The following is a 26,587-nucleotide window of genomic DNA, read 5'->3' as shown; positions in this document are numbered from 1 at the left end:
CACAAGCTGAGTCATCGGTTGAGCACAACCGACCCATAACAACAATCAGAGGGACTGCACATGTTGCTCAAAGACAAGGTTGTCATCATCACCGGCGCCGCCTCCGCCCGTGGCATCGGCCGCGCCACCGCCACCACCTTCGCCGCCCAGGGCGCGCGGGTGGTGATCCTTGACCTGGACGCCGCCGCTGCCCGCGACGCCGCCGCCACCCTGGGCGAAGGCCACCTGGGCCTGGCCGCCAACGTCGCCGACGAAGGCCAGGTCAACCAGGCCGTGGGCCAGGTGCTGGAGCAGTTCGGGCGCATCGACGTGCTGGTCAACAACGCCGGCATCACCCAGCCGCTGAAGACCCTGGACATTCGCGGCAGCGACTATGACAAGGTGCTGGACGTGAGCCTGCGCGGCACCCTGCTGATGTCCCAGGCGGTGATTCCGGCAATGCGCCGCCAGGGCGCGGGCAGCATCGTCTGCATGTCCTCGGTGTCGGCCCAGCGCGGCGGCGGCATCTTCGGCGGCCCGCACTACAGCGCCGCCAAGGCCGGCGTGCTGGGCCTGGCCCGGGCCATGGCGCGGGAGCTGGGCCCGGACAAGGTGCGCGTCAATTCCATCGCCCCCGGGCTGATCCACACCGACATCACCGGCGGCCTGCTGCAGGACGAGCGCCGCCAGGCCATTCTCGACGGCATCCCCCTGGGCCGCCTGGGCCAGGCGCAGGACGTGGCCAACGCCGCGCTGTTCCTGGCCAGCGACCTGTCTTCCTATCTGACGGGCATCACCCTGGACGTGAACGGCGGCATGCTCATTCATTGAGCCACCCACGCTGGCCCTGGTGCCAGCGTTGTTCTTATAACAACAAGAGAACAGACCATCATGACCACTCTATCGCTCGACGCGGTGGTGTCCGTGCGCTCCAACGCCTATCGCAAGACGGCGTGGCGGCTGATGCCGTTCCTGATGCTGTGCTACCTGTGCGCCTACCTTGACCGGGTCAACGTCGGCTTCGCCAAACTGCAGATGATGAACGACCTGGCCTTGAGCGAGGCGGTCTACGGCCTGGGCGCCGGCATGTTCTTCATCGGCTATTTCCTCTGCGAGGTGCCCAGCAACCTCATCCTCCACCGCGTGGGTGCGCGCCGCTGGATCGCGCGCATCATGATTTCGTGGGGCGTCATCTCCGCGCTGTTCGCCTTCGTCGAGACCGCCTGGCAGTTCTACGGCCTGCGCTTTCTGCTGGGCATCGCCGAGGCCGGCCTGGCGCCGGGGCTGCTGCTGTACATGACCTACTGGTTCCCCTCGTACCGGCGGGCGCGCATGACCGTGCTGTGGTTCGTGGCCATTCCGTTGTCGGGCATGCTCGGCGGGCCGCTGTCGGGGCTGATCATGGCCAAATTCGCCGGCGTGCATGGCTGGGCCGGCTGGCAGTGGCTGTTCGTCATCGAGGCCGTCCCCACCGTGGTGGTCGGGCTGCTGGTGCTGACCTGCCTGAAGGACGGCGTGGCCCAGGCCACCTGGCTGCGCGACGATGAAAAGGAGCTGGTGCGCCAGGAGCTGGCCGAGGACAACAGCCGCAAGGTCAGCCATGCCTCGGTGGGCGCGTTTCTGCGCGACAGGCGCCTGTGGCTGCTGGCCGGCATCTACTTCTGCGTGGTCATGGGCCAGTACGCCCTGACGTTCTGGCTGCCCACGCTGATCCGCAACGCCGGGGTCGCCGACCCGCTGCACATTGGCCTGATGACCAGCCTGCCGTACCTGTGCGCCATCGCCGCCATGCTGCTGATGGGCCGCAGCAGCGACCGCCAGGGCGAGCGGCGCTGGCACCTGATAGTGCCGATGCTGGCCGGTGCCGTGGGGCTGGCGCTGGCGGCGCTGCTGGGCAGCAACCTGCTGCTGTCGGTGCTCAGCCTGTGCCTGGCGGCCGCCGGGGTGCTGAGTGCGTCCTCGCTGTTCTGGATGCTGCCTACCACCCTGCTGGGCGGCGTGTCGGCGGCGGCCGGTATCGCCGGCATCAACAGCTTCGCCAACCTGGCCGGCTTCTGCTCGCCCTACCTGATCGGCTGGGTCACCACCCGTACCGGGTCCAGCGCCATCGGCATGTACCTGATCACCGCCGTGCTGTGCCTGGGCGCCTGGCTGGTGCTGCGCATTCCGGCCGCTTCGGTCAACCGTTGAAACCATGGAGTCTTGATCATGACAGCTACTTCCGCACACCCGTCCAGCGTGCCCCTGGCACAACGCGCGTACAACATTCGCCAGCACGCCCTGCGCATGGGCCAGGTGCAGGGCCAGGGCTACGTGGGCCAGGCCCTGGGCGCCGCCGACCTGCTGGCCGTGGCCTACTTCCACGCCCTGCGCTACCAGCCCCACGACCCGCACTGGGAGCAACGCGACCGCTTCTACCTGTCCATCGGCCACTACGCCATTGCCCTGTACGCCGCGCTGATCGAGGCGCAGGTCATTCCCCTGGATGAGCTGGAAACCTACGGCTGCGACGACAGCCGCCTGCCCATGTCGGGCATGGCCGCCTACACCCCTGGCATGGAAATCACCGGCGGTTCGCTGGGCCACGGCCTGGGCATCGCAGTGGGCGCCTGCCTGGGCCTCAAGCGCAAGCAGTCGGCTTCGTTCGTCTACAACCTGCTGTCCGACGGCGAGCTGAACGAGGGCTCGACCTGGGAGGCGGCCATGTCGGCCTCGCACCGCAAGCTCGACAACCTGATCGCCATCATCGACGTCAACAACCAGCAGGCCGACGGCCACAGCAGCGAGATCCTCGCCTTCGAGCCCATCGTCGACCGCTGGCAGGCGTTCGGCTGGTTCGTGCAGCGCGTCGACGGCAACGACCTCGACGCCCTGGTGCAGGCCTTCGACACCGCCCGCAGCCATACGGGCGCGCAGCCGCGGGTGATCATCTGCGACACCCGGATGGGCAGGGGCGTGAGCTTCCTGGAACAGCGCGAGAAAACCCATTTCATCCGCGTCGACGAACACGAATGGCAAGTGGCCCTGGACACCCTCGAGCACGGGAGCAGCAAATGAACAGCATCAACCAGACCCCAGCGGGCAAGAAGCGCCTGACCACCTCGGCGATGATCGCCTCCATCGCCGCCGAGGGCCAGCCGGTGCGCCCGGCGCCCTTTGGCCACGCCCTGGCGGCGCTGGCCGAGCAGCGCGCCGACATCGTCGGCTTGTCGGCCGACCTGTCCAAGTACACCGACCTGCACGTCTTCGCCAAGGCCCACCCCCAGCGCTTCTACCAGATGGGCATGGCCGAGCAGCTGCTGATGAGCGCCGCGGCCGGCATGGCCCGCGAAGGCTTCGTGCCGTTCGCCACCACCTACGCGGTGTTTGCCGCGCGCCGGGCCTATGACTTCATCTGCATGGCCATTGCCGAGGAGAACCTCAACGTCAAGATCGTCTGCGCCCTGCCCGGCCTGACCACCGGCTACGGCCCCAGCCACCAGGCCACCGACGACCTGGCGATCTTCCGGGCCATGCCTAACCTGATGGTGATCGACCCCTGCGACGCCCTGGAGATCGAACAGGCCGTGCCGGCCATCGCCGCCCACCAGGGCCCGGTGTACATGCGCCTGCTGCGTGGCAACGTGCCGCTGGTGCTGGATGAGTACGGCTATACGTTCGAGATTGGCAAGGCCAAGACCCTGCGCACCGGCAACGACGTGCTGATGATCAGCACCGGGTTGATGACCATGCGCACCCTGGAGGCGGCCGAACAGCTGCGCGCCGACGGCATCGACGTGGCGGTGTTGCACGTGCCCACCATCAAGCCGCTGGACGCGCAGACGATTCTGGCCGAGGCGCGCAAGCCAGGCAGGCTGGTGGTGACGGCCGAGAACCATTCGATTGTCGGTGGCCTGGGCGAAGCCGTGGCCGGGTTGTTGCTGCGCAGCGGCGTGACCCCGACGTTCCGGCAGATCGCCCTGCCCGACGCGTTCCTGGACGCGGGGGCGCTGCCGACCTTGCATGACCGGTATGGCATATCCACCAGTGCGGTGTGCGCGCAGGTGAAGGGCTGGTTGTAGGCGGCGCGTTCGGACGCGGCCTTGCGGCCGCTGCTACAGATGGATTCGCGTAGCAGCTGCCGCAGGCTGCGTCTGGTATCACGCGATGCCAAGGATGCTACCCACCCTTGGCCATGCCGGCGCTGTCGGCGATCTCGTTCCACAGGTGCATCGCCGCGTACGCCCGCCACGGCCGCCAGGTCTCGGTGTCAAGCGGCGCCTCGCGGCGGGCAATGGCCTGCATCAGCACCAGGTCGGTGCCGGGCCAGGCATCGGCGTCGCGCCAGGCGCGCATGGCCACGTATTCCACCGTCCAGGGGCCAATGCCCTTCAGGGCCAGCAGGCCCTTGCGCAGGGCCGGAACGTCCGGCGTCGCCGCATCGATATCCAGCACCCCCTCCGCCACCGCACGGGCAAACGCCTGCAGGGTCTCCACGCGCTTGCCGGGCATGCCGATCTTCTCCAGGTTGGCGTCCGCCAGGGCCGCCGGCGTGGGGAACAGCCAAGCCGTGTCGGGGTGGAACGGCGCCTGGGCCGGCGCACCAGCGCGCTGCACCAGGCGCCCGACGATGGTGGTGGCCGCTTTGACGCTGACCTGCTGGCCAACAATGGTGCGCACCACCAGTTCAAAGCCCGACCAGGCCCCGGGAATACGCAGGCCCGGCGCCTGGGCGACCAGGCGGCGCAGCCAGGGGTCGCGGTCGAACGCCTCGCGCAGGTGCTGCGGGTTGGTGTGCAGGTCGAACAGGTGGCCAAACCTGGGCGCCATGTCCGCCAGGTGACGGCTGGCTTCGCCTTCCACCCTGGCGATCAGGCAGGGGCGCGTGGGGTCCTTGCGCACCGTGAGCAACCCTGGCGCGCCTTGCCAATGCAGGGTGCGGATATAACGGTCGCCGTCCACGGTCTCGACGCCACCGGTGGAACGGCCGCCGAAGAAGCGCAGCATGCGCGCCCAGTCGAAGGGTGGGGTGAAGGGTAGTTCCAGCTCATCGGCAGGGTGCATCAGCATCAACTTACCTTGTGAATGGCAACGCCTGGCTGCAAGGTCTGGGCGATGGCCACCACCAGCGCATCGATGGACCAGGGCTTGAGCAGGTAGACCAATGGCGGCGGCAAGCCGGAGACGTCGAGCAAATAGCCCGAGGTCAACACAAAGCCGGTGCCCGGCCATTTCTGCTGCACCATGGCAGCCAGCTCCATGCCCTTGATGCTGCCAGGCACGCCGTGATCGGCAATCACCAGCCCACAGTTCGCCACGGGGCTGAGCATGTGCACCAAGGCGTCCTCGGCGTTGTCGAAGGCAATGCACGAAGCCCCCAGTTCGACGACGATGTCCACCATCAACTGCCGCAAGGTGGGGTCATCCTCGACAACGACCACCTCGCCCTGGATCGGCCGCAGCCCTTTCCATTGGATATTCACGGCGTGCTCTTCTTCCCCTTCAAACCCCGAGTGTTTCACCCTTGAGAGTAGCGGTCGATGGTAGCCGAAGGCCAGTGGACCGACGGCTCACCCACCGTCAATGCCACGTGTTCACTGAGGTAATCCACCAGCGCCCGCACCTTGGGCGACGGGTGTTTGCTGGCCGGCCACAGTACGTGGAAGACGTTGGTCTGTTGCACATGGTCAACCAGAATCGGGCGCAGGCTACCGGCGGCCAGGGCGTCGCGGATGGCGAACTCGGGCAGGTAGGCGATGCCAAGGCCGCGCAGGGCAAAGCACACGCGGGTCTCGATGTTGTTGCAGATCATCGACACCGGCAACTGCAGCTGCTCGGCATCGCGCAGTGCCCAGGTCTCCAGCTTGCCGCTGGTGGTGGAGCGGTAATGCAGACAGGTGTGCCCTTGCAGGTCGGCTGGCGCTTGGGGGGTGCCATGGCGTGCCAGGTAGTCAGGGGACGCTACCAGCAGCAGGCGGAAGGTTCCCAGCCTGCGCGCTGAAAGCCGTGAGTCGGCAGGCTCACCGGTACGGATCACGGCGTCGAAGCCGTCCTCGATCACGTCGACCAGGCGGTCGGTGAAGTCCAGGTCCAGTTCGATGGCCGGATACTGCGCCATGAAGTCGCCGAGCACCGGCAGCATCAGCGGGCTGACCAGGGGCAGGCTGACCCGCAGGCGGCCACGGGGTGCAGCGGCGGCTTGGGACAGCTCCCACTGCGCGGCCTCGATTTCGGCGAGGATGCGCCGGCTGCGCTCCAGGAACATCGCCCCTTCGGGCGTCAGGGTGACGCTGCGGGTGCTGCGGTGGAACAGCCGCACCGCCAGCTTTTCCTCCAGGCGCACCACCGTCTTGCCCACCGCCGAGGCCGATACCCCCAGCAGCCGGCCCGCCGCCACAAAGCTGCGGGTTTCGGCGACCTGCACAAACACCGCGAAACTGTTCAGGCTGTCCATCGCGCTCCCATTGCGGACGTTTGTGTCCGTGCAAACCGGAACCTTACCCTACTTTTTCCACAGTCCTGGACTTTCTATCGTGGGCCTCTCTTCATAAAGGACGCTCACCCATGCCCTCCACTCCCCCTGAAAAACTGCCGCTGGCGGCGCTCTTGGCCATGGCGATGGCCGGTTTCATCACCATCGTCACCGAAGCCCTGCCGGCCGGCCTGCTGCCGCAGATCGCCGCCGGGATGCAAATCCCGCCAACCTGGGCGGGGCAAATGATCACTGTGTATGCCCTGGGCTCGTTGTTGGCGGCGATCCCGCTGACCGCGGCGACCCAAGGGCTGCGCCGCCGGCCGCTGCTGTTGGCGGCGATCGCCGGGTTCGCCGTGGCCAATACCATTACGGCCGTGTCCGCCAGTTACCCGCTGAGCCTGGTGGCACGCCTGCTGGCGGGTGTCTCGGCGGGGTTGTTGTGGGCGCTGCTGGCCGGCTATGCGGCGCGGTTGGTGCCAGCGCACCAGCAAGGCCGAGCGATTGCCGTGGCCATGGCCGGCGCGCCGGTGGCGTTGTCCCTGGGGGTGCCCATGGGTACCTGGTTGGGCAACCTGCTGGGCTGGCGCCTGTGCTTTGGCTTGATCAGCGTGCTGACGCTGCTGCTGATGGCCTGGGTGCGCCTGCGCGTGCCGGATTTCGCCGGCACGCCGGCGGGCAAGCGTTTCGCCTTGCGCGACGTCGTGAAAATGCCCGGCGTGCGGCCTGTACTGGTGGTCGTGCTGGCGTTCGTACTGGCCCACAACATTCTCTACACCTACATCGCGCCGTTTCTGCAACTGGCACACTTGCAAGCGCGCACCGACAGCGTGCTGCTGGTGTTCGGCCTGGCCTCGATGGCGGGCATCTGGGGTGTGGGCGTGCTGATCGACCAGCACCTGCGTCCGTTGACCCTGGCCAGCACCGCGCTGTTCGCCGGTGCGGCCCTGCTGTTGGGGCTGGCCGGCAGCCAACCGTTGGCGGTGTACGTCGCCGTGGCCATCTGGGGCCTGGGCTTCGGCGGCGCAGCCACGCTGTTCCAGACTGCCCTGGCGAAAACCGCGGGCGCCGCCACCGATGTCGCGCAGTCCATGCTGGTGACGGCGTGGAACGCGGCCATTGCGGGCGGCGGCATCGTGGGTGGGCTGTTGCTGGACGGTTATGGCGCCGGGGCGTTTCCCGGTGCGGTGCTGGTGTTGCTGCTGGCGACCTTTGGCGTGGTCTGGGGCGCGCGGCAACAGGGTTTCCCTGGCGCTGCGCGGTTCTCGTAGCAGCGGCCGCAGGCCGCGTCAGCGGTGGCGCGGGACGCCGCCTTCGGCAGCTGTTACGAGGTTTATATAGACTGATCTGTCTATGTTGCCGCCGGAGAGTATCACTGCCACGCGCTTGCCTTGCATCGCCTCGCGTTCCTGCATAAGCGCGGCCAGGGCCGCGGCGCCGGCGCCTTCGGCGAGGTTGTGGGTGTCGGTGTAGTAGACGTTCACGGCGTCGGCGAGCTGTTGCTCGGTGACGGCAACGAAGCGTTCTGCACCCGCCGCGTACATCGCGAACGCCTCGGCGATGGGCTTGCGCACGGCCAGGCCGTCGGCGAAGGTGTTGGCGGTGGCCGTCTCCTGGACGGTGCCGCTGTCGAAGGAGCGCTTGGCCGCCGCCGCTTCGCTGGCCACCACACCCACCACTCGGGTGTTCAACCCCAGCGCGTCACGGGCGGCGATGACCGCGCAGATGCCCGAGCCGCAGCCCACCGGCACATACAGGGTGTGCAGGTCCGGCACTGCGTTGAACAGCTCCAGGGCGTAGGTGGCCACGCCCTTCACCAGTTCATCGTGGAACGGCGGCACCAGAAACAGGCCTTCGCGCTGGGCCAGGCGCGCCGCTTCCTCGCGGGCCTCGTCGAAGTCGCGGCCGTATTCCACCACCTCGCCACCGAAGGCACGCATGGCGCTGTTCTTCTCCAGCGAATTGCCGAACGGCACCACGATCAGCGCCCGCAGCCCGGCCGCGCGGGCCGCCAGCGCCAGGCTCTGGCCGTGGTTGCCGCGGGTGGCGGTGACGATGCCGGCAGTGTCGGGATGGGCCTGCTTGAGCCAGTGCATGAAGGTGATGCCGCCGCGCACCTTGAAGGCGCCGGTGGGCGTGTGGTTCTCGTGCTTCACCCACACCTCGCAACCCAGCCGCTGGGCCAGCAGCGGCCAGGCGTACTGGGCGGTGGCGGGCATCACCGGGTAGACCTGGCGGGCGGCGGCTTCGATGTCGTGGCGGGTCAGCGTGAGCATGGGACAGTCCTCCTGGGTTTCCCCCACTGTAGAGGGCACGGCCGCGCACAGGCTTTCAAAAAACTGACCTGACCTTTTGGCCGCACTTTGCGTAGGATGACCGGCATGACCCAGCCATCACGCCCGTCCCCTGCCAGCGAACCGGTCCGCCGCGCCGAAGCCGGGCCGTGGGCGATCGAATTGCTGCCGGCCAATGCCTATGACGCGCGCTATGTCGCCAGCCAATCGGCGATCGGCTTCGCCTTCGACAGCCAGCGCGGCGTGCACGCCATCGGCAGCGACCGGGTGCGCCCCTTCCTGGCCACGCCCAACGGCCTGGCGTTCGTGCCGGCCGGCTGCGACGTGTATTCCACCTCGGCGCGCGGCGGCGAATACCTGCGCGTGGTGCGCACCGATGGCCTGCCGCTGGCCGGCGCGCAGCCATTCAACAACCGCAACGACCGCCAGGCCACGGCGCTGGCCCTGGGCATGCGCCGGGCGTTGCTGCGGGCCTCGCCCACTGATGAGTGGGAAGCCTGGGCGCTGGCCCTGGCGGCGCGCGCAGCCGATGAGGCGCTGCCTGCGCCCCACCGCGACGCCATGACCGCGCGGCGCCTGGGCCTGCTGGATGAATTCATCGACGCCGGCCTCGACGGGCCTTTGAGCGTGCAGACGATGGCCACGCTGCTGGGGCTGTCGGAAGGTTATTTCCTCCGTGCGTTCAAGCAGGCCACCGGCCAGAGCCCCCACAGTTACCTGATCGACCGCCGCCTGGCACGGGCCCGCGAGCTGCTGCGTGACCGTCGCGCACGGCTCGCCGATATCGCCTTGGCTTGTGGCTTCGCCTCCCAGGCGCACCTGGCCACGGCGTTCAAGCAGCGCCTGGGCCTAAGCCCCAGCGCGCTGCGGGGTTGAGCCTCAGCCCTGGCGCGGCAAGGCCTGGTAGGCTTGCTGCACCGCGTCATGGCCGTAGCGCCGCTCCAGCTGGCGCACCATGAAGTGCCCGCGGGCCATGTCCTGGAAGTGGTCGATGAACGCCAGGTTGATCAGCGAGCCGCCCACCGCGCCAAGCGCCGGAATGGCCTGGGCCGCAGCCTTTTCGCCGACGTTGACGCTAAAGCGCTCGGCAATGGCGCTGATCAGCTTGATGATCGAACCATCGCTCAACGACTTCGCCAGCGCCGCGCGCACGGTGTAGTAGCCGGTTTCCGACTCGTCATCGCTGGCCGAGCGGCCGCCCAGGGCGAACACCGCCAGGCAGGCCTGCTTGGCCTCTTCGCTGTCGATGCGTTCGCCGTGGCTGCGGGCGATGTCGGCGATGGAGCGCAGCATGATCGAGGTCGACAGCGGCAGCTCGACGCTCAGCCCGGCGAAGCCGAAGAAACCGCCCACCCCGCCGCTGACAGCGATGCCCGCCTTGTGCCACAAGTTGGAGGACTTCTCGCCCGGCACGTCCTTGAGGGTGAACACCGCGGCGTCCAGCGCCTTGACCAGCGCCGAGCGGGTCACCGTGGCGATTTGCCGGGTGACGCTGCCCGGCAGGTGCCGCAGCGCCGCCTCCACCGGCATGCCGATGATGCTGGTGACCTTGGCGACGAAACCAGGATTCTCCAGCAGGTGCTTCGCCACTTGCAGTTGGGCGAGGTCTTCGGGGGCAAGGTTCATGGCAGTACTCATCTCGAAGTTGCAGGCACCGTAGCCGCTGCCGCCAGGCTGCGCTGGCCCTCGGCGGCGCTGATTACCCCCAGTGTACACAAGGCCCGGCGCAGAGCTGCGCAAGCCGCTACAGGTTTCATTTTGCCTTGGCCTGCGCGTTCGCTAGGATCAGGGATTGGCCCGACGAGACCCTGCGATGAGCACATCCCACGCCCCCTGGCGCTACATCCTGCTGCTGGGCGCCTGCACTGCCCTGCCGCCGTTGTCCACCGACATGGCGCTGCCGGCCATCAGCCAGGTGGGCAGCGCGTTGCACAGCGACTCCGCCGCGGCGGCGCAGACCATTACCCTGTTCATCCTCGGCTTTGTGCTCGGCCCGCTGCTGTTCGGGCCGTTGTCCGACCGCCTGGGCCGGCGGCCGATCCTGTTTGCCGGGCTGGCGGTGTTCGCCCTGGCGGGGCTTGCCTGCGCGCTGGCCCCGAGCATGCCCGTGCTGCTCGCCAGCCGCCTGCTGCAAGGCGCGGCGGCGGGTGCGGCGGCGGCCATGCCCATCGCCATCGTCCGTGATGCCTTCACCGGCACCCAGGGCCGCTCGCTGCAGAGCGCGCTGGTGGCCATCAACAATGTCGCGCCGCTGCTGGCCCCGCTGTTGGGCGCCGGCATCCTCAGCCTGGGCAGCTGGCGCAGTATTTACGCGACCTTGGCGCTGGCCGGCGTGGCGCTGCTGGCCAGCGCCAGGCTGTCGCTGCGCGAATCCCACCCACCGGCCAAACGCAGCGCCCAGCCGCTGATCGCCACTTACCGCCAGGTGCTGCGCAACCGCCGTTTCGTGGTATGTGCGCTGATCCTGGCGCTGAACTTCGCCGGCCTGTTCGCCTACATCACCGCCTCGCCGCTGGTGTTCATGGACGCCCTGGGCCTGAGCAGCCAGGGCTTTGCCGTGCTGTTCGCAGTGACCGCGCTGGGGACCCTGGGCGGTTCGTGGCTGAACGGGCGGCTGATTCGCAGCGGTTGGGGCGAGGCGCGCATCATTGGCCTGAGCCTGCTGGCCAGCCTGGGCTGCAGCCTGGGGCTGGTGCTGTGCAGCGCGTTCACCAGCGCGCCGATGCTGCAACTGGCGGCCCTGGTGGTGCTGAGTAATGTGTGCACTGGACTGGTGATGCCCAACGCCACCCACGCCTCGCTGGAAGGCCTGCACCAGGTGGTCGGCTCCGGCGCCGCGTTGCTGCGGGCGATGCAGATGGCCGGTGGCGCGGCCTCGGGTTTCCTGGTGGGTTTGCTGTACGACGGTCATTCGGCCCATGCCATGGCCGGGGTGATGCTCGGTTGCTCGGTGCTGGCGCTGCTGTGCTTTGCCGCAGGCTACGGGGCTATCAATCAGGTTGATAGTCCAAATCTGCCTGATCAATTACCCCTTGAGCGCGAACCTTCATAAGCTGCCTGCATTCCATTTGCCAACGGACGACGCCGCCATGAATGTTCACCTGACCCTTGCCGCCATTTTGGTGCTGTTTTTCTCGGTGGCGCTGATTCACGTGTAGACCCTGTGACGCGGCCTATGGCCGCTGCTACATGGGCGTGGGGCCGTGACGCAGCCTGGCGGCAGCTGCTACGATCGGTGGTTCAGGCATTTGTTTGGACGCCCCATGCTCGCCACCCTTCGGCACTACCCTCTCGCCGTCAACCTGCTGTTGGCCAGCGCCTTCCTGCTAACCCTGGGCCGGGCCATCACCCTGCCCTATCTGGTCATCTATCTGACGTCGCACTACGGTTTGGACGTATCCGCCGTGGGCGCGGTGATTGGTGGTGCGCTGGTGGCGGGCTCGGTGCTGAGCCTGTATGGCGGCTACCTCACCGACCGGCTCAGCCCCTATCGGCTGATCCTCGGTTTTACCGGTTGCTTCGTCGCCGGTTTCGTGGGCATGTGCCTGACCTCCAGCCTGGCGGTGTTCTTCCTGTTCCTGGTGGCCTTCAACTTCGCCTATTCGGTGATCGACGTGGTGGCCAAGGCCAGCTTCGGCCGGCTGCTGCCCGACCACGAGCAGGCCCGGGTGTTTTCCCTGCGCTACACCCTGATCAACATCGCCTACGCCGTGGGCCCGTTCATGGGCGCGGGGCTGGCGGGCGTCAGCCTGCAACTGCCATTCATGCTGTCGGCGTTGCTGGGCGTGGTGTTCATGGGGCTGTACGCGCTGTACGGTGACCGCCACTTGAGTGGGCCCGAGGCGGCCAGCGAAGGCTTTTCCTTCATGCGCGTGGGCCAGGTGCTGCTCAAGGACCGGCGCCTGGTGTGCTTCACCGTCGGCGGCATCCTCAGCGCGGTGGTGTTCGGCCAGTTCACCGCCTACCTGTCGCAATACCTGGTGCTGACCAGCGACCCGCAACAGGTGTACGCGGTGATCAGCACCGTGCTGGCGGTGAACGCCAGCGTGGTCATCGGCCTGCAGTACGCGGTGGGCAAGCACATCGACGCGCGGCGCCTGACGCCCTGGCTGATCGTCGGCCTGGCGCTGTTCCTGGCCGGCCTGGTGGGCTTTTCCGTGGCCCATAGCCTGACCGCCTGGGCGCTGGCGATGTTCATCTTCACCCTGGGCGAGATCATCGTGTTCCCAGCCGAATACATGTTCATCGACCGCATCGCCCCCACGCACCTGCGCGGCATGTACTACGCGGCGCAGAACCTCTCCAACCTGGGCGGCGCCCTGGGCCCGGTGGTGTGCGGCCTGGCCCTGGCCTGGCTGGCGCCGGCGGCGATGTTCTACGTGCTGGCGGCGTTCCTGGTGGTGGGCGGCGCGTTGTACGTGCTGGGCGGCTCGATGGCCGAGAAGGTTGGCTGAAGCGCCGGGTTGGCGGTATGGTGCCCGCCTTTCATAAAGCTGACCCCCGAGGTGCACATGCTGACTTTCACTCCTGACCCGGACGCGGACTCCATCTCGTCCGACGTTGCCAGCTTCAACGGCATCCTGGTTTCCACCCAGATCCCCACCCGCGCCGACGGCAGCCTGGAGCTGGGCAGCATCACTGCCCAGAGCGAATGCACCCTGCAGGCGCTGAAAGTGGCCCTGGAGCGCGCCGGCAGCTCCATGGACCGGGTGATGCACCTGACCATCTACCTTACCGACATGGCCGACCGCGCCGCGTTCAACGAGGTGTACCAGCGCTTCTTCGCCAAGCCCTGGCCGGTGCGCGCCGCGGTGGGCGTGGCGTCGCTGGCGGTGGAAGGCATGCGCGTGGAAGTCACCGCCATGGCCGCCAAGGCGTAAACTCCGTAGCAGCGGCCGCAGGCCGCGTCCCGCACGCCAAATTCAGCGCCGCCAGCGGACGCCGCCTGGCGGCAGCTGCTACGGGAAAGCTGCCACTGCTTCTATTTCACCGCTACAATGCCCGCCTTGACCGTGCAAAAGCCTGACTAAAAAAACATGTCCCTACCCAAGCATCACCTGGAATTGCTGAGCCCTGCCCGCGACGTAGAGATCGCGCGCGAGGCCATCCTGCATGGCGCCGACGCCATCTACATCGGCGGCCCAAGCTTCGGCGCGCGCCACAACGCTTCCAACGAGGTGGCCGATATCGCCCGCCTGGTGGAATTCGCCCGCCGTTACCACGCCCGCGTGTTCACCACCATCAACACCATCCTGCACGATGACGAGCTGGAACCGGCGCGCAAACTGATCCACCAGCTGTACGATGCCGGCGTCGACGCGCTGATCGTCCAGGACCTGGGGGTGATGGAGCTGGACATTCCGCCCATCGAGCTGCACGCCAGTACCCAGACCGACATCCGCACCCTGGCCCGGGCCAAGTTCCTCGACCAGGCCGGCTTCTCCCAGTTGGTGCTGGCCCGCGAGCTGAACCTGCAGGAAATTCGCGCGATTGCCGATGAAACCGATGCTGCCATCGAGTTCTTCATCCACGGCGCCCTGTGCGTGGCCTTCTCCGGCCAGTGCAACATCAGCCACGCGCAGAACGGCCGCAGCGCCAACCGTGGCGACTGCTCCCAGGCCTGCCGCCTGCCCTACACCCTGAAAGACGACCAGGGCCGCGTGGTGGCGTTCGAGAAGCACCTGCTGTCGATGAAAGACAACAACCAGAGCGCCAACCTGCGCGCCCTGGTGGAAGCCGGCGTGCGCTCGTTCAAGATCGAAGGCCGCTACAAGGACATGGGCTATGTGAAGAACATCACCGCCTACTACCGCCAGCGCCTGGACGACATCCTCGAAGGCCGCCCGGACCTGGCCCGCGCCTCCAGCGGCCGCACCGCGCACTTCTTCGTGCCCGACCCGGACAAGACCTTCCACCGCGGCAGCACCGACTACTTCGTCACCGACCGCAAGGTGGACATCGGCGCCTTCGACACCCCCACCTTCACCGGCCTGGCCGTGGGCGTGGTGGAAAAGGTCGGCAAGCGCGACCTGCTGGTGGTCACCCATGAGCCGTTGACCAACGGCGACGGCCTCAACGTGCAGATCAAGCGCGAAGTGGTGGGTTTCCGCGCCAACATCGCCGAGCCTAAAGGCGAGTTCGAGGAAGACGGCGAGAAGCGCTACCGCTACCGCGTCGAGCCCAACGAGATGCCGGCCGACCTGTATAAGGCGCGCCCCAACCACCCGCTCAACCGCAACCTGGACCACAACTGGCAACAGGCCCTGCAGAAGACCTCCGCCGAACGCCGCATTGGCGTGAACTGGAAGGCGCAGCTGCGCGAAGACCGTCTGCAACTGACCGTCACCAGCGAGGAAGGCATCAGCGCCAGCGTCAGCCTGGACGGCCCCTTCGGCGCGGCCAACAAGCCCGAGCAGGCGCTGGACCAACTGCATGACCTGCTGGGCCAACTGGGCACTACCCAGTACCACGCCACCGACATCAAGCTGGACGCACCGCAGGCGTACTTCATTCCCAACTCGCAGCTCAAGGCCCTGCGCCGCGAAGTGATCGACGCCCTGACCGAGGCGCGCGTCGCCGCCCACCCGCGCGGTGGCCGCAAGGCCGAGACCGTGCCGGCACCGGTGTACCCCGACTCGCACCTGTCGTTCCTGGCCAACGTCTACAACCAGAAGGCCCGCGACTTCTACCACCGTCACGGCGTGAAGCTGATCGACGCCGCGTACGAGGCCCACGAGGAACCGGGCGAAGTGCCGGTGATGATCACCAAGCACTGCCTGCGCTTCTCCTTCAACCTGTGCCCCAAGCAGGCCAAGGGCGTGACGGGCGTGCGCACCAAGGTCGCGCCGATGCAGCTGATTCACGGCGATGAAGTGCTGACCCTGAAGTTCGACTGCAAGCCGTGCGAGATGCACGTCATCGGCAAGATGAAGGGCCACATCCTCGACCTGGCGCCGCCGGGTAGCAACAAGAGCGTTGTGGGGCACATCACCCCGGAAGACCTGCTGAAGACCATTCCGCGCGCGCCGCATTGATCGGCTGCCGTGGGAGCGGGCTCTGCCCGCGAAAAATGCACCGCGTATTGCCTGACATACCGCAGTGTTCTTTTCGCGGGCAGAGCCCGCTCCCACATTATTTCAGGCAGTCCAGGACTGCCTGGGCCGTGCGCTCGAAGGTCAACGGCGTCACGGTTACATAGCCATTGAACACACCGTGAGTCTCGGTGCCCTCTTCGTCGAAGCTCTCCGTGCGCGACATGTTCAACCAGAAATACTCGACGTTGCGCGGGTCTTGCTGCCCCGTCACCTGAATACCGTTCAGCCTGCCCGTGCCCTGGGACGTGTACTGCGTGCCCTTGCAGGCCGCCGGTTCCACGTCGGGGAAATTGATGTTCAGGCAACTGCCCGCCGCCCAGTCCGCCTGCGCCACGCGCGCCAGCACATCCACCCCCAGCGCCTCGGCGGTAGCCCACTTCACCGGTTGGCCTTTGGTAAACGCCTGGCTCAGGGCAATCGACGGAACACCCAGCAACATGCCCGCCATCGCCGCGCCCACCGTGCCGGAAAACGCCGTTTCCACCCCCAGATTGGCGCCGCGGTTGACCCCGGACAGAATCAACGTCGGCTTGTGCGGCATCAGGTGCTGCAACGCCAGCACCACGCAATCGCCCGGCGTCCCCTGTACGGCAAAGCGCCGCTCGCCCAGGGTTTCCACGCGCAGCGGGTGGTGAATGCTGATGGCATGGGACACGCCACTCTGGTCGTGGGCCGGTGCCACCACCCAGACCTCGCGGGCCAGTTTCGTGGCAATGGCTTCCAGCGCGGCCAGGCCAGGGGCGCTGATGCCGTCATCGTTGGTCAGCAGAACGCGGTCGAACAAGGGGGTGTACGGGTCCATGTGCATCTCCAGGTGAAAGGCGGTCAGGCCGGTTGCGAAATCTCGATCAGGTTCAGGTCCGGGTCACGTACATACACCGAGCGGATCGGCCCGGTGGCGCCGGTGCGCATCACCGGCCCTTCGAGGATAGGCCACTGCTGGACGTGCAGGTGTTCGATCACCTGCTCCAGGGGCGTGCTGGCAATGAAGCACAGGTCCAGCGCGCCCGGCACCGGCAGGTGCGCCTTGGGCTCGAACTCGTGGCCGCGCACGTGCACGTTGATCTTCTGCCGGCCAAACACGAAGGCCAGGCGGCCCTGGCCGAAGGTTTCCAGGCGCATGCCGAGCACGCGGGTGTAGAAGTCCTTGCAGGCGTCCAGGTCGATGGTGGTGAGGACCAGGTGGTCGAGGTGGTCGATCATCAGCGAAGCTCCAAGGCGGTTGGCCCCTGATGATGCCCTGCTGGCACGCCAGTGAAAATCACGACGTTTGTCGATACCCGCGTCAGGGCTTGCGCTCCGCCAACTGCTCCAACAGTTCCGCCGAAGGCACGAAGAACAACCCGCCGGTCACCGCCGTGCTGTAGTCGAGCAAGCGGTCGTAGTTGCCCGCCGGGCGGCCCACGAACATGTTCTCGAGCATTTTTTCCAGGGCCGACGGCGAGCGCGCATAGCCGATGAAGTAGGTGCCGAACTCGCCCATGCCAGGGCGGCCGAAGGGCATGTTGTCGCGGAGGATTTTCACTTCCTGGCCGTTTTCACTGAGCGTGGTCAGGGCGCTGTGGGAGTTGCTGGGCTTGTGGGCGTCGTCCAATTCCACGTCCGAGAGCTTCTTGCGGCCGATCACCCGTTCCTGGTCTTCCACGCTCAGGGCGTTCCAGGCGGTCATGTTATGCAGGTACTTCTGCACCATCACGTAGCTGCCGCCGGCGAAAGCCGGGTCTTCGTTGTCGATCAGGGTGGACTCGGTCAGTTTGCGGCCGGCGGGGTTTTCGGTGCCGTCGACGAAGCCGACCATGCTGCGCATGTCGAAGTTGCGGAAGCCCTGCACCTCGTCCACCACCAGGATGGCATCGCCCAGGGCGGCGCACAGCTGGGTGGCCAGTTCGAAGCACATGTCCATGCGGTCGGCGCGGATGTGCAGCAGCAGGTCGCCGGCCGTAGCCGGCGCACGGCGGCCTTCGGGGCCGAACTCGCGGAACGGGTGCAACTGCACCGGGCGCGGCGCGCCGAACAGCACGTCCCAGGCCGTGGAGCCGAAGCCGCACACGCAGGACAGCTTGCCGTCGGGCACGCGCTTGCCCACCGTACGGGTCAGCGCCGCCACGTCGCCGCACCAGCCGCGCACCGTGTCGGCGGCCTCGGCGCCCAGCGCCACGGTGGCGACGATAAAGATGACGCTGCTGGTGATGGGACTGCAGACGGCCTGGGGTTCGGGAAGGAGGTCAGTCATGGTCGGCCTTCAGGGCTGGGAAAACCATTGCTCAGCGTAGCTTGCGCCGGTGGTTGCCGGGGCTTTTTCCATTGTCTCTGCACGTTCCGGCGGTAGACTGGGGGCATTTACCCACCAGGGAAGTCTTTGCCATGATCGATCTCCACCAGCCCCTGGGCGCCCTCACCGCCCTGCGCAAACTCCACGGTTCCACCGTGGACGGCAAGCCCGTGGTGTTCCACTGGTCCGGCCAGGCCTGGGCGCGGCGCGAAGGCGAGCCCGACCGTTTGCTGTTCAAGGTCGAGGGCATGAACATTCGTCAATGCGGCAGCCTGCACGACCCCCAGCGCGGCGCCGGCTTCCGGCTGGTGTCGCGCGAACTGATGCTGTACCTCGACCCGGTGACGGGCGAACCCTTGAAGACCTGGCACAACCCCTGGACTCAAGCTGCCGTGCCGGTGATGCACGTGGCCAACGACCCGGTGAACCTGCGCCCGATCTTCGAGCGCGACCCTCAGGGCCAGCCTTTGGCCTCCCCCTTCCGCGTCCAGGGCGAGCGTGTATTCGCCGCCAGCGAGATCCCGCTGTTCTACCCCAATCCCTTGGCGGGCGATTACCAGGAGTACGTCGGCAACCACTACCACGCCATGGAAATCTTCGATTTCGTGGCCGACCGCGAGGCGCTGCTCAGTAAAGACACCGACAGCGCGAATGCGGCGTTGGCATGGGTGCGTATCGCGCCGTGGCTGCCGTTCATGCGCATGGGCAGCCGGCCGGGGTTGATGGTGTTCAACGCCATGGGGCAGACCGTTGCAGGTATCGAAGCCTTTCCGGGGGTGCTGCGCGAGGCGATTGGCCGGGATTACCCGGAGTACCGTGAGCCGCCGGCGCTGGATGATGTGCGCCCGAACGTTACCAGTTGGACAGTCGCGCAGCGACTCACAGAAGCACAGAGCCCGCGCACCTGATCTTGACCTGGGTTGTGATCTGTTTGTGATCTGTTTGTGATCTGCTGTTGATCTGGCTTTTGATCTTGATTGTATGCCCCGTAAAGCGCCCGGGCCGACTGGAGGCGTCGATCAACGGGCTGCCCGAAGGGCCGAGGCCGCAGGCCGAAGAGACGGTAACCCGCAGGCTTCTATAGCGGGTGCCGTCTGCCCGTTGAGCGGCGCCGGAAGGAGGGGACCCGCAGCGCAGCGGAGGGCCCAAGCAGGGGCAAGCGTTTTTTGCTTACTTTTTTTGGCGTCTGAAATAAAGTGAGTCGCCGTAAGGGCGAAACGGTCAGTGGTCGCACCACAAAAATGGATATGTTCGAAATCGCCGAAGCGGGATACAGAATCCGCGAACATATCCATTACTACGGGTGATGCAAAATCACCTTTTCGGCCTTACGCCGAGTCACTTTTTGTCAAACGCCACAAAAAGTAACCAAAAAGGGCTTGCCCCTGCTTGGTCCCTCCGCTCCGCTGCGGGTCCCCTCCCTCCGGCGTCGCCCAAGCGGCCGACGGCCCGGAATAGAAGCGCCTCCGGTTCCGTCTTCCCCGGCTACGCCAGGGACCGCTTGGCCAACGCCTCCAGTCGGCCCTGGCGCTTTACGGGGCACACAGTCAAGATCAAGAGCCGCACGGGATCAAGGTCAAGATCTAGATCAGAAGCAGTTCGTGGCGGTTTGAAGTGGGCTTATTTCACCTGCCCCAACCACTGCTCCACGGTATCACCACTGCTGATATTCCCCTGCACCAACCCATCCACCATGAACGTCGGCGACACATGAATGCCGTTCTGCCGCGCGTACTTGCAGTGCCATTTGGTCTCCCGGTCCAGATCAGGAATGGCAAACGCCGCGGCCAGTTGCACGCCGCTGTACTGCTCGATGCGGGCGATGATGTCATTGGGCGTGGCATCCAGGTTCGGCCCGCTGGCGTGGTGGCTGAACTCGAACTCTTCGCGGTGCGCGGCCACGGCCGCCATCACCGCCTTGGCGTTGGCCTTGCCGCCGGGCAGCGTCGAGGCCGCCAGGATGCAGCGCACGATCACCCCGGAGAACAGGTGCCAGGGCTGGGACTGCAAACGCACTTTGATCGTGATGCGGTCTTCGCCAGCCAGGGCCAGCAGGTCGTCGAGCTTGTTGAAGGCGCGCACCGAGAACGGACAGGTGGGTTCGAGGAACACCTCGAACACCCGCGGGCCGTGGCCCCAGGTCAGTGGGTCGGCGTGCCAGGTGGTGTTTTCCATGGTCGATCTCCTTGAAGTCTGCGCCGCAGTATACCCATCAGACACCGCGCGTAGCCGCTGCCGAAGGCTGCGCTGGCCATGATGTACACCGAAAATCTGCAGCGGGGCATAAGGCCAGCGCAGCCTGGCGGCAGCGGCTACAGATGACTGTTGCTACTGCAACAGTGACTCCACAGTCTGTTGCGCAGTAAACAGCAGAATCAACGCAAGCCCTCTGGAACCCTCGTCCCAGCAACTGGCACAAAGCCTGCAATATTCCATTCCAGCAGAAAAGCCGTACCCATACCGACTTTTCCGACATAACAACCGTCCTGGAGCCCGCTCATGAAACGCACCCTCTTCTACTCCCTGATCGGCGCCTGCGCCCTGACGCTGGCCGTGCACCCCAAGGCCCAGGCCGCCGACGCGCCACCAGCCGAGGTGCACCTGGACTACGCCTACTATTCGCCGGTGAGCCTGGTGCTCAAGCACTTCGGCTTCCTCGAAAAAGCCCTGCCGCAGACCAAGGTGGACTGGGTGTTCAGCCAGGGCAGCAACCGCTCGCTGGAGTACCTCAACAGCGGCGGCGTCGACTTTGCCTCGTCGGCCAGCCTGGCGGCGGTGCTCAGCCGCGCCAACGGCGCGCCGATCAAGTCGGTGTACGTGTACAGCCGCGCCGAATGGACCGCGTTGGTGGTGCGCAAGGACTCGCCACTGCACAGCGTGGCGGACCTGAAAGGCAAGAAGATCGCCGCCACCAAGGGCACCGACCCTTACCTGTTTACCCTGCGCGCCCTGCAGCAGGCCGGCCTGAAGAAAGACGACGTGGAGCTGGTGCACCTGCAGCACCCCGACGGCCGCGTGGCCTTGGAAAAAGGCGACGTCGACGCCTGGGCAGGCCTGGACCCGCACATGGCCGCCAGCCAGGTGCAGGCCGGCGCGCGCTTGCTGTACCGCAACCGCGATTTCAACAGCTATGGCGTGGTCAGCGTCACCGAGCGCTACGCCAAGGAGCACCCGGACACCATCAAAACCGTCATCGGCGCCTATGAGCAGGCGCGCCAGTGGTCCGTCGGCCACCCCGAGGAGTTTGCCCAACTGCTGGCCACCGAAGCCGGCTTGCCGCTGGACGTGGCCAAGTTGCAGCTGTCGCGCACTGACCTGAGCAGCCCCCAACTAACCACCCAGGACGTCGCCGCCTCGAAGGCCGCCGCGCCCATCCTGGTGTCCGAGGAACTGGTGCGCCGCGGCACCGACGTCAATCAGGTGATCGACCAGCTGATCACGCCAGGTTTAGACCAAGCAGTCGCCGGCCAATGAGCAGCCGCTTCAAAGCCCTGGCCCTGCCCATCGCCATCATCCTGATCCTTGAAGGCGTGGTGCGCGCAGGCTGGCTGCCGGCCTACCAGATGCCCGCCCCCAGCGACGTCCTGCTGACCCTGCGCGACCTCGCGGAGGGCGCGCTGTGGAAGCACATCGGCGCCAGCCTGGCGCGGGTGCTGGCAGGCTTTGTGATTGGCGCCAGCCTGGCCCTGGTGTTCGCGGCCTGGGTGGGCCTGAGCCGCGAGGCCGAAGCCTACCTGGCGCCGACGTTTGCCGGCCTGCGCTCGATTCCCAGCCTGGCCTGGGTACCGCTGTTGCTGTTGTGGCTGGGCATCGACGAAACCTCGAAGGTCGTGCTGATCGCCATCGGCGCGTTCTTTCCGGTGTACCACAACGGCGTGGCGGCGATCCGCGACATCGACCGCAAACTGGTGGAGGTCGGCCGCATCTACGGTTTCAATCGCTGGCAACTGGTGCGGCCCATCCTGCTGCCGGCCGCCCTGCCCGGCCTGTTCACCGGCTTGCGCAGCGGCCTGAGCCTGGCGTGGATGTTCCTGGTGGCGGCCGAGCTGATCGCCGCCACCCGCGGCCTGGGCTACCTGCTGAGCGACGGCCGGGAAACCTCGCGGCCTGACATTGTACTGGCGGCGATCATTGTCCTGGCGCTGCTGGGCAAGCTCAGCGATGGCCTGCTCGCTGCGCTGGAGAAGCGCTGCCTGGGCTGGCGTGACACCTTCACCGGGCAGCCGGCGGAGGGCTGATCGGCCAGGCATTAGTTTATGAATTTAAGTTATTTAAATTTATTCTCTTATAGCTATATCTTCAGCGCACCTACCCGCTGACAGCAAGGCAGAACCCCCATGGCATCACTGAGCACCGCGTTTCCCCGCCTGAGCCAACTGACCACCGCCCTGGGCCTCGGCCTGTCGCTGCTGGCGGGTAGCCTGGTGATGCCCAGCGCCGCCCAGGCCGAGGGCCAACTGCGCATCGCCGAGCAGTTCGGCGTGGTCTACCTGCTGCTCAACGTAGTCCGCGACCAGCAGTTGGTGGAAAAATACGGCAAGCAGGAGGGGCTGGACATCAAGGTGGACTGGACCCAACTGTCCGGCGGCTCGGCGGTGAACGACGCGCTGCTGGCCGGCGCCGTGGACATCGCCGGCGCCGGTACCGGGCCGCTGCTGACCATCTGGGACCGCACCTACGGCCGCCAGAACGTCAAGGCCGTGGCCTCTTTGGGCAACTTCCCGTACCTGTTGGTCAGCAACAACCCCAACGTCAAGACCATCGCCGACTTCACCGCCAAGGACCGCATCGCCGTGCCGGCGGTGGGCGTCTCGGTGCAGTCGCGCTACCTGCAATACGCCGCGGCCAAGCAGTGGGGCGACAAGGATTTCGCCCGCCTGGATCAGTACTCCATCAACCTGCCGCATCCGGACGCTGCCACGAGCATCACTTCGGGCGGCACCGAGGTCACCGGGCACTTCTCCAATCCGCCGTTCCAGGAGCAGGAACTGTCCAAGGCCGGCGTGCACACCGTGCTCGACACCTACGACCTGCTGGGGCCGAACTCGCCCACCGTGCTGTTCGCCACCGAGAAGTTCCGCAACGACAACCCCAAGACCTACCACGCCTTCATTGAAGCGCTTACCGAGGCCGCCGCCTACATCCAGAAGGACAAGGCCGGCGCCGCCGACACCTACATCCGCGTCACCCACGCCAAGATCGACCGGGCCGAACTGCTGAAGATCATCAGCAACCCGCGCTTCGAGTTCACCATCAACCCGAAGAACACCTACCCGCTGGCCGAGTTCATGTACCGCGTGGGCGCCATCAAGCACAAGCCGGCGTCGTGGCAGGACTACTTCTTCGAAGACGCCAAGCCCCTGCAGGGCAGCTGACCCCCCTACCGTCTCATCCCGCCGATTCCTTGTGGGAGCTGGCTTGCCAGCGAGCTGTTGAGGCCCAACAGCTCGCTGGCAAGCCAGCTCCCACAGGTCGGTGGGTGCTTATCACAGGAGCTTTCCCCAATGACAATCAACAAACGTTTGCCCCTGCTTGCCGCGCTGTTGCTGTGCAGCACCGTCACCCTCGCCGCCGGCCTGCTGGACAAGGGCCGCAGCGACGGCCTTACCGCCGGCATCGCCAACGAACAGCCCTACGCCTACCTGGGCACCGACGGCAAGGCCACCGGCGCCAACATCGAAGTGCTGCAGGCCATTCTCACGCCGCTGGGCATCACCCACATCGACACGCCCATCACCGACTTCGGCTCGCTGGTACCGGGCCTGGCCGCCGGGCGTTTCGACCTGATCGGCGCCGGGCTGTTCATCAACCCCAGCCGCTGCAAGGTCATCAGCTTCTCCAACCCGGTCACCCGTTCCGGCGGCGCCTTCATCGTCAAGGCCGGCAACCCGCTGAGACTGCACAGCCTCAAGGACGTCGCCGCCAGCGGCACGGCGCGCCTGGCCACCCAGACCGGGTCCAACCAGGTGCAGGAAGCCAAGGACAGCGGCATCGCCACCGCCAACGTGGTGCTGTTCGACAAGGACACCGAGGCCCTGGCCGCCCTGGAAGCCGGCCGCGTGGACGTGGTGTATTTCCCCGACGCCGAGATCATCGGCCTGCTGGCCAAGGCCAACAGCCCGAGCATCGAACGCGCGCTGCCGTTCCAGCAGATCCCCGACGCCAACGGCAAGCCGAGCTGGAACTACCACGCCTACGGCCTGCCGCGTAACGACCCGGCGTTCGCCCAAGCCTTCAACGAACAACTGGCCAAGCTGCGCGCCTCCGGTGAGCTGCTGAAGATCCTGAGCAAATACGGCTACACCGAGAACGAACTGCCAGACCCGGCCGTCACCGCCGCGCAGCGTTGCAGCCTGTGACCCCGGACAGCACGCTGTTCATCGCCACGCAGCTGGGCCATGGCGCGCTGGTCACGGTGGAGATCACCGTGCTGGCCGAAGTGCTGGTGCTGGCCCTGGGTTTCGCCATCGCCCTGATGCGCCTGTCGCGTTCGCGGCTGCTGCGCGCCTTCGCCGTCACCTACGTGCAGGTACTGCGCGGCTTGTCGGCGCTGGTGCTGCTGTTCTACCTGTTCTTCATCCTGCCGCTGTTCGGCGTTCGCCTGCCGCCCATGGCCACCGGGGTCATCGGCCTGGGCCTGACGTTTTCCGCCTACGCCGCGGAGATCATCCGCGCGGCGCTGGCCAACGTCAGCCAGGGCCAGCGCGACGCCGTGCGCGCGCTGGACTTCGGCCGGCTGGCGGCACTGCGGCGGGTGCTTTTGCCACAGGCGCTGCCGTTCATGCTGCCGCCCCTGGGCAACCAGCTGGTTGAACTGATGAAGACCACTTCGCTGGTGTCGTTGATCACCCTCACCGACCTGACCTTCTCCGGCAGCCAGCTGATCACCACCCTGGGCAACCAATCGCTGATCTGGAGCATCGTGCTGGTGTGTTATTTCGTCATGGCCTGGCCGCTGAGCTGGCTGGTGCGCCGCTATGAAACCCACAGCACGGCCTGGCGCCGGGCCAAGGAGTAGCCATGGATTTCGATTTCGCATTCGCCTGGTCGATACTGCCCGACCTGCTGGCCGGGCTGCTGGTGACCGTCGAGGTGGTGCTGCTGGGCTTCGTGCTGGCCGTGGTGCTGGGCCTGGTGCTGGCGCTGGCCGGTCGCGCGCCTTGGGCCGTGATGCGCCGCGCTGCCGCGGGGTACCTGAGCTTCTTGCGCCTGACGCCGTTGATGGTGCAGCTGTACGCGTTGTTCTTCGTGCTGCCGCAGGCGGGCATCACCCTGCCGGCGTTCGCCACCGGGGTCATCGGCCTGGGCCTGTATTACAGCGCCTACATCGCCGAAGCCTACCGCGGCGCCATCGACGGCATCGCCAGCAGCCAGTGGGAAGCGGCCCGCGCCCTGGACTTGAACACTGCCCAGACCTGGCGGCGGATCATCCTGCCCCAGGCCTGGAAGCCCATGGTGCCGGTGCTGGGCAATTACCTGATCGGCATGTTCAAGGAGACCCCGCTGCTGGCGGTGATCACCATTCCCGAGCTGTTCCAGGCCGCCAAGCAGGTGGCCGGCATGACCTACCGCTACAACGAACCCTACACGCTGATGGCGCTGCTGTTCCTGCTGATCAGCGTGCCCACCTCGCTGTTGTTCAACCACCTGGAGAAGCGCAGCCATGCCTGATTCCCCCGCACAGATCCGCCTCACCCAGGTGGTCAAGGACTTCGGCAGCACGCGGGTCATCGACCACCTGGACCTGAACATCCCCCAGGGCCAGAAAGTGGCCCTGATTGGCCCCAGTGGCTCGGGCAAGTCCACGGTGCTGCGGCTGATCAAGGGCCTGGAAAGCTACCAGCACGGCCAGATCGAGGTGGCCGGCGCGCCTGTGCCGGCACCGCGCCGTGGCTGGCGCTGGCGGCCCGAGCCGGTGGTGCACCGGGTGGGCATGGTGTTCCAGCAGTTCAACCTGTTCCCACACCTGAGTGTGCTGGACAACGTCATCGAGGCGCCGCTGCAAGTGCTGCGGCTGAGCCGCGAGGAGGCGCTGGAGCGCGCCCACGGCTACCTGGCCATGGTCGGCATGGCCCACAAGGTCCACGCCTACCCCGCCACCCTGTCTGGCGGCCAGCAGCAACGGGTGGCCATCGCCCGAGCCCTGGCCATGCGCCCGCAGGTGATGCTGTTCGACGAGGTAACCTCGGCCCTGGACCCGGAACTGGTGGGCGAAGTGCTGGGGGTGATCCGCCGCATCGCCCACGAGCAGCAGATGACCATGCTGCTGGTGACCCACGAAATGAAATTCGCCCGCGACGTGGCCGACCGCGTGCTGTTCATGGAGCACGGGCGCATCGTTGCCGACGGCTCGGCGGACCAGATCCTGGTCAACCCCCAGAACGAGCGCACCCGCCGCTTCCTCAACCTGGTAGCACAACACTAACCCGTAGCAGCGGCCAAAGGCCGCGTCCGGGGGCCCCAGGGCATGGCTGCCAGGACGCGGCCTTTGGCCGCT

The 26,587-nt window shown here is 66.6% G+C and carries 27 protein-coding genes; 18 read left to right on the top strand and 9 right to left on the bottom strand.

What is annotated here, in order from left to right:
- The first annotated feature begins 60 nt into the window (after positions 1-60).
- From AC0J42_RS14590 to AC0J42_RS14575, 4 genes are read left to right on the top strand one after another with little or no spacing between them, the layout of a single operon-like run.
- Positions 61-810 carry an SDR family NAD(P)-dependent oxidoreductase gene (locus tag AC0J42_RS14590; protein ID WP_473006707.1) on the top strand — a complete coding sequence of 250 codons (750 nt, stop codon included), beginning with the start codon at positions 61-63 and terminating at the stop codon, positions 808-810.
- Positions 811-870: 60 nt separating this feature from the next.
- The gene (locus AC0J42_RS14585) at positions 871-2,169 is read left to right on the top strand and encodes an MFS transporter (RefSeq protein ID WP_416424262.1); all 1,299 of its coding nucleotides are present in this window, start codon (positions 871-873) and stop codon (positions 2,167-2,169) included.
- 18 nt (positions 2,170-2,187) lie between these two features.
- Positions 2,188-3,036: a transketolase gene (locus AC0J42_RS14580; protein WP_473006705.1), complete on the top strand. Its 849-nt coding sequence runs from the start codon at positions 2,188-2,190 to the stop codon at positions 3,034-3,036.
- Positions 3,033-4,040 carry a transketolase family protein gene (locus AC0J42_RS14575; RefSeq protein ID WP_473006704.1) on the top strand — a complete coding sequence of 336 codons (1,008 nt, stop codon included), beginning with the start codon at positions 3,033-3,035 and terminating at the stop codon, positions 4,038-4,040. Before AC0J42_RS14580 ends, AC0J42_RS14575 begins: the two co-directional genes overlap by 4 nt.
- Positions 4,041-4,137: 97 nt before the next feature.
- On the opposite strand, the gene AC0J42_RS14570 is transcribed toward AC0J42_RS14575, so the two are convergent.
- From AC0J42_RS14570 to AC0J42_RS14560, 3 genes are read right to left on the bottom strand one after another with little or no spacing between them, the layout of a single operon-like run.
- Positions 4,138-5,028, bottom strand: coding sequence for a DNA-3-methyladenine glycosylase family protein (locus AC0J42_RS14570; protein ID WP_473006703.1), 891 nt, complete (start codon positions 5,026-5,028; stop codon positions 4,138-4,140).
- Positions 5,028-5,441: a response regulator gene (locus AC0J42_RS14565; RefSeq protein WP_473006702.1), complete on the bottom strand. Its 414-nt coding sequence runs from the start codon at positions 5,439-5,441 to the stop codon at positions 5,028-5,030. The genes AC0J42_RS14570 and AC0J42_RS14565 overlap by 1 nt, the downstream gene beginning before the upstream one ends.
- Before the next feature lie 35 nt (positions 5,442-5,476).
- Positions 5,477-6,412, bottom strand: coding sequence for a LysR family transcriptional regulator (locus AC0J42_RS14560; protein ID WP_473006701.1), 936 nt, complete (start codon positions 6,410-6,412; stop codon positions 5,477-5,479).
- A gap of 110 nt (positions 6,413-6,522) precedes the next feature.
- On the opposite strand from AC0J42_RS14560, the gene AC0J42_RS14555 reads away from it, so the two are divergent.
- A complete protein-coding gene (locus AC0J42_RS14555) occupies positions 6,523-7,701 on the top strand; it encodes an MFS transporter (protein ID WP_473006699.1) in 1,179 nt (392 codons plus the stop codon).
- A gap of 18 nt (positions 7,702-7,719) precedes the next feature.
- Here AC0J42_RS14555 and AC0J42_RS14550 read toward each other — a convergent pair whose 3' ends face one another.
- Positions 7,720-8,706 carry a threonine dehydratase gene (locus tag AC0J42_RS14550; protein ID WP_473006698.1) on the bottom strand — a complete coding sequence of 329 codons (987 nt, stop codon included), beginning with the start codon at positions 8,704-8,706 and terminating at the stop codon, positions 7,720-7,722.
- A 96-nt stretch (positions 8,707-8,802) separates the two neighbouring features.
- On the opposite strand from AC0J42_RS14550, the gene AC0J42_RS14545 reads away from it, so the two are divergent.
- Entirely contained in the window at positions 8,803-9,600 is a 798-nt protein-coding gene (locus AC0J42_RS14545) for a helix-turn-helix transcriptional regulator (protein ID WP_473006697.1), read from the top strand.
- A 3-nt stretch (positions 9,601-9,603) separates the two neighbouring features.
- Here AC0J42_RS14545 and AC0J42_RS14540 read toward each other — a convergent pair whose 3' ends face one another.
- Entirely contained in the window at positions 9,604-10,350 is a 747-nt protein-coding gene (locus tag AC0J42_RS14540) for an EcsC family protein (protein WP_473006696.1), read from the bottom strand.
- Between the two features lie 187 nt (positions 10,351-10,537).
- On the opposite strand from AC0J42_RS14540, the gene AC0J42_RS14535 reads away from it, so the two are divergent.
- From AC0J42_RS14535 to AC0J42_RS14520, 4 genes are all read left to right on the top strand, one after another.
- The gene (locus AC0J42_RS14535; RefSeq protein ID WP_473006695.1) at positions 10,538-11,776 is read left to right on the top strand and encodes a multidrug effflux MFS transporter; all 1,239 of its coding nucleotides are present in this window, start codon (positions 10,538-10,540) and stop codon (positions 11,774-11,776) included.
- A 211-nt stretch (positions 11,777-11,987) separates the two neighbouring features.
- Positions 11,988-13,178 (top strand): MFS transporter, encoded by a 1,191-nt coding sequence (locus AC0J42_RS14530; RefSeq protein WP_473006694.1) that lies wholly within the window; start codon positions 11,988-11,990, stop codon positions 13,176-13,178.
- A 57-nt stretch (positions 13,179-13,235) separates the two neighbouring features.
- Positions 13,236-13,604: a RidA family protein gene (locus tag AC0J42_RS14525; RefSeq protein ID WP_416424250.1), complete on the top strand. Its 369-nt coding sequence runs from the start codon at positions 13,236-13,238 to the stop codon at positions 13,602-13,604.
- Positions 13,605-13,760: 156 nt separating this feature from the next.
- Positions 13,761-15,758 (top strand): peptidase U32 family protein, encoded by a 1,998-nt coding sequence (locus tag AC0J42_RS14520; RefSeq protein ID WP_416424249.1) that lies wholly within the window; start codon positions 13,761-13,763, stop codon positions 15,756-15,758.
- A 97-nt stretch (positions 15,759-15,855) separates the two neighbouring features.
- On the opposite strand, the gene surE is transcribed toward AC0J42_RS14520, so the two are convergent.
- The 3 genes from surE to AC0J42_RS14505 form a co-directional block, all read right to left on the bottom strand.
- A complete protein-coding gene (surE, locus tag AC0J42_RS14515; RefSeq protein ID WP_473006693.1) occupies positions 15,856-16,620 on the bottom strand; it encodes a 5'/3'-nucleotidase SurE in 765 nt (254 codons plus the stop codon).
- 23 nt (positions 16,621-16,643) lie between these two features.
- Positions 16,644-17,021, bottom strand: coding sequence for a VOC family protein (locus tag AC0J42_RS14510; protein WP_473006692.1), 378 nt, complete (start codon positions 17,019-17,021; stop codon positions 16,644-16,646).
- Between the two features lie 82 nt (positions 17,022-17,103).
- Positions 17,104-18,051 carry a Dyp-type peroxidase gene (locus tag AC0J42_RS14505; RefSeq protein ID WP_473006691.1) on the bottom strand — a complete coding sequence of 316 codons (948 nt, stop codon included), beginning with the start codon at positions 18,049-18,051 and terminating at the stop codon, positions 17,104-17,106.
- A gap of 131 nt (positions 18,052-18,182) precedes the next feature.
- Here AC0J42_RS14505 and AC0J42_RS14500 point away from each other — a divergent pair, with 131 nt between their 5' ends.
- Positions 18,183-18,998 (top strand): DUF1838 family protein, encoded by an 816-nt coding sequence (locus AC0J42_RS14500; protein ID WP_473006690.1) that lies wholly within the window; start codon positions 18,183-18,185, stop codon positions 18,996-18,998.
- A 712-nt stretch (positions 18,999-19,710) separates the two neighbouring features.
- Here the strand turns inward: AC0J42_RS14500 and AC0J42_RS14495 are convergent.
- On the bottom strand, positions 19,711-20,265 hold the full coding sequence (locus AC0J42_RS14495; protein ID WP_473006689.1) for a DsbA family protein: 555 nt from the start codon (positions 20,263-20,265) through the stop codon (positions 19,711-19,713).
- A 324-nt stretch (positions 20,266-20,589) separates the two neighbouring features.
- Between AC0J42_RS14495 and AC0J42_RS14490 the strand changes: the two genes are divergently transcribed.
- From AC0J42_RS14490 to AC0J42_RS14460, 7 genes are all read left to right on the top strand, one after another.
- Positions 20,590-21,564 (top strand): aliphatic sulfonate ABC transporter substrate-binding protein, encoded by a 975-nt coding sequence (locus tag AC0J42_RS14490; RefSeq protein WP_473006688.1) that lies wholly within the window; start codon positions 20,590-20,592, stop codon positions 21,562-21,564.
- Positions 21,561-22,328: an ABC transporter permease gene (locus tag AC0J42_RS14485; protein WP_473006687.1), complete on the top strand. Its 768-nt coding sequence runs from the start codon at positions 21,561-21,563 to the stop codon at positions 22,326-22,328. The genes AC0J42_RS14490 and AC0J42_RS14485 overlap by 4 nt, the downstream gene beginning before the upstream one ends.
- A 99-nt stretch (positions 22,329-22,427) precedes the next feature.
- On the top strand, positions 22,428-23,465 hold the full coding sequence (locus AC0J42_RS14480) for an ABC transporter substrate-binding protein (protein WP_473006686.1): 1,038 nt from the start codon (positions 22,428-22,430) through the stop codon (positions 23,463-23,465).
- Between the two features lie 129 nt (positions 23,466-23,594).
- Positions 23,595-24,449, top strand: coding sequence for an ectoine/hydroxyectoine ABC transporter substrate-binding protein EhuB (ehuB, locus tag AC0J42_RS14475; protein ID WP_473006685.1), 855 nt, complete (start codon positions 23,595-23,597; stop codon positions 24,447-24,449).
- Entirely contained in the window at positions 24,437-25,108 is a 672-nt protein-coding gene (gene ehuC, locus AC0J42_RS14470; RefSeq protein ID WP_473006684.1) for an ectoine/hydroxyectoine ABC transporter permease subunit EhuC, read from the top strand. The genes ehuB and ehuC overlap by 13 nt, the downstream gene beginning before the upstream one ends.
- Before the next feature lie 2 nt (positions 25,109-25,110).
- A complete protein-coding gene (gene ehuD / locus AC0J42_RS14465) occupies positions 25,111-25,761 on the top strand; it encodes an ectoine/hydroxyectoine ABC transporter permease subunit EhuD (protein WP_473006683.1) in 651 nt (216 codons plus the stop codon).
- Entirely contained in the window at positions 25,754-26,515 is a 762-nt protein-coding gene (locus tag AC0J42_RS14460; protein WP_416424236.1) for an amino acid ABC transporter ATP-binding protein, read from the top strand. The genes ehuD and AC0J42_RS14460 overlap by 8 nt, the downstream gene beginning before the upstream one ends.
- The last annotated feature ends 72 nt before the right edge of the window (positions 26,516-26,587 follow it).

The organism is Pseudomonas sp. Tav-5-1A (assembly GCF_055755055.1).
This window is presented reverse-complemented; position numbering and strand designations above follow the sequence as displayed.

Coding starts and splice junctions, on each gene's coding strand:
- AC0J42_RS14590 (WP_473006707.1), top strand. CDS start 61: ATGTTGCTCAAAGACAAGGTTGTCATCATCACCGGCGCCGCCTCCGCC.
- AC0J42_RS14585 (WP_416424262.1), top strand. CDS start 871: ATGACCACTCTATCGCTCGACGCGGTGGTGTCCGTGCGCTCCAACGCC.
- AC0J42_RS14580 (WP_473006705.1), top strand. CDS start 2,188: ATGACAGCTACTTCCGCACACCCGTCCAGCGTGCCCCTGGCACAACGC.
- AC0J42_RS14575 (WP_473006704.1), top strand. CDS start 3,033: ATGAACAGCATCAACCAGACCCCAGCGGGCAAGAAGCGCCTGACCACC.
- AC0J42_RS14570 (WP_473006703.1), bottom strand. CDS start 5,028: ATGCTGATGCACCCTGCCGATGAGCTGGAACTACCCTTCACCCCACCC.
- AC0J42_RS14560 (WP_473006701.1), bottom strand. CDS start 6,412: ATGGACAGCCTGAACAGTTTCGCGGTGTTTGTGCAGGTCGCCGAAACC.
- AC0J42_RS14555 (WP_473006699.1), top strand. CDS start 6,523: ATGCCCTCCACTCCCCCTGAAAAACTGCCGCTGGCGGCGCTCTTGGCC.
- AC0J42_RS14550 (WP_473006698.1), bottom strand. CDS start 8,706: ATGCTCACGCTGACCCGCCACGACATCGAAGCCGCCGCCCGCCAGGTC.
- AC0J42_RS14545 (WP_473006697.1), top strand. CDS start 8,803: ATGACCGGCATGACCCAGCCATCACGCCCGTCCCCTGCCAGCGAACCG.
- AC0J42_RS14540 (WP_473006696.1), bottom strand. CDS start 10,350: ATGAACCTTGCCCCCGAAGACCTCGCCCAACTGCAAGTGGCGAAGCAC.
- AC0J42_RS14535 (WP_473006695.1), top strand. CDS start 10,538: ATGAGCACATCCCACGCCCCCTGGCGCTACATCCTGCTGCTGGGCGCC.
- AC0J42_RS14530 (WP_473006694.1), top strand. CDS start 11,988: ATGCTCGCCACCCTTCGGCACTACCCTCTCGCCGTCAACCTGCTGTTG.
- AC0J42_RS14525 (WP_416424250.1), top strand. CDS start 13,236: ATGCTGACTTTCACTCCTGACCCGGACGCGGACTCCATCTCGTCCGAC.
- AC0J42_RS14520 (WP_416424249.1), top strand. CDS start 13,761: ATGTCCCTACCCAAGCATCACCTGGAATTGCTGAGCCCTGCCCGCGAC.
- surE (WP_473006693.1), bottom strand. CDS start 16,620: ATGGACCCGTACACCCCCTTGTTCGACCGCGTTCTGCTGACCAACGAT.
- AC0J42_RS14510 (WP_473006692.1), bottom strand. CDS start 17,021: ATGATCGACCACCTCGACCACCTGGTCCTCACCACCATCGACCTGGAC.
- AC0J42_RS14505 (WP_473006691.1), bottom strand. CDS start 18,051: ATGACTGACCTCCTTCCCGAACCCCAGGCCGTCTGCAGTCCCATCACC.
- AC0J42_RS14500 (WP_473006690.1), top strand. CDS start 18,183: ATGATCGATCTCCACCAGCCCCTGGGCGCCCTCACCGCCCTGCGCAAA.
- AC0J42_RS14495 (WP_473006689.1), bottom strand. CDS start 20,265: ATGGAAAACACCACCTGGCACGCCGACCCACTGACCTGGGGCCACGGC.
- AC0J42_RS14490 (WP_473006688.1), top strand. CDS start 20,590: ATGAAACGCACCCTCTTCTACTCCCTGATCGGCGCCTGCGCCCTGACG.
- AC0J42_RS14485 (WP_473006687.1), top strand. CDS start 21,561: ATGAGCAGCCGCTTCAAAGCCCTGGCCCTGCCCATCGCCATCATCCTG.
- AC0J42_RS14480 (WP_473006686.1), top strand. CDS start 22,428: ATGGCATCACTGAGCACCGCGTTTCCCCGCCTGAGCCAACTGACCACC.
- ehuB (WP_473006685.1), top strand. CDS start 23,595: ATGACAATCAACAAACGTTTGCCCCTGCTTGCCGCGCTGTTGCTGTGC.
- ehuD (WP_473006683.1), top strand. CDS start 25,111: ATGGATTTCGATTTCGCATTCGCCTGGTCGATACTGCCCGACCTGCTG.
- AC0J42_RS14460 (WP_416424236.1), top strand. CDS start 25,754: ATGCCTGATTCCCCCGCACAGATCCGCCTCACCCAGGTGGTCAAGGAC.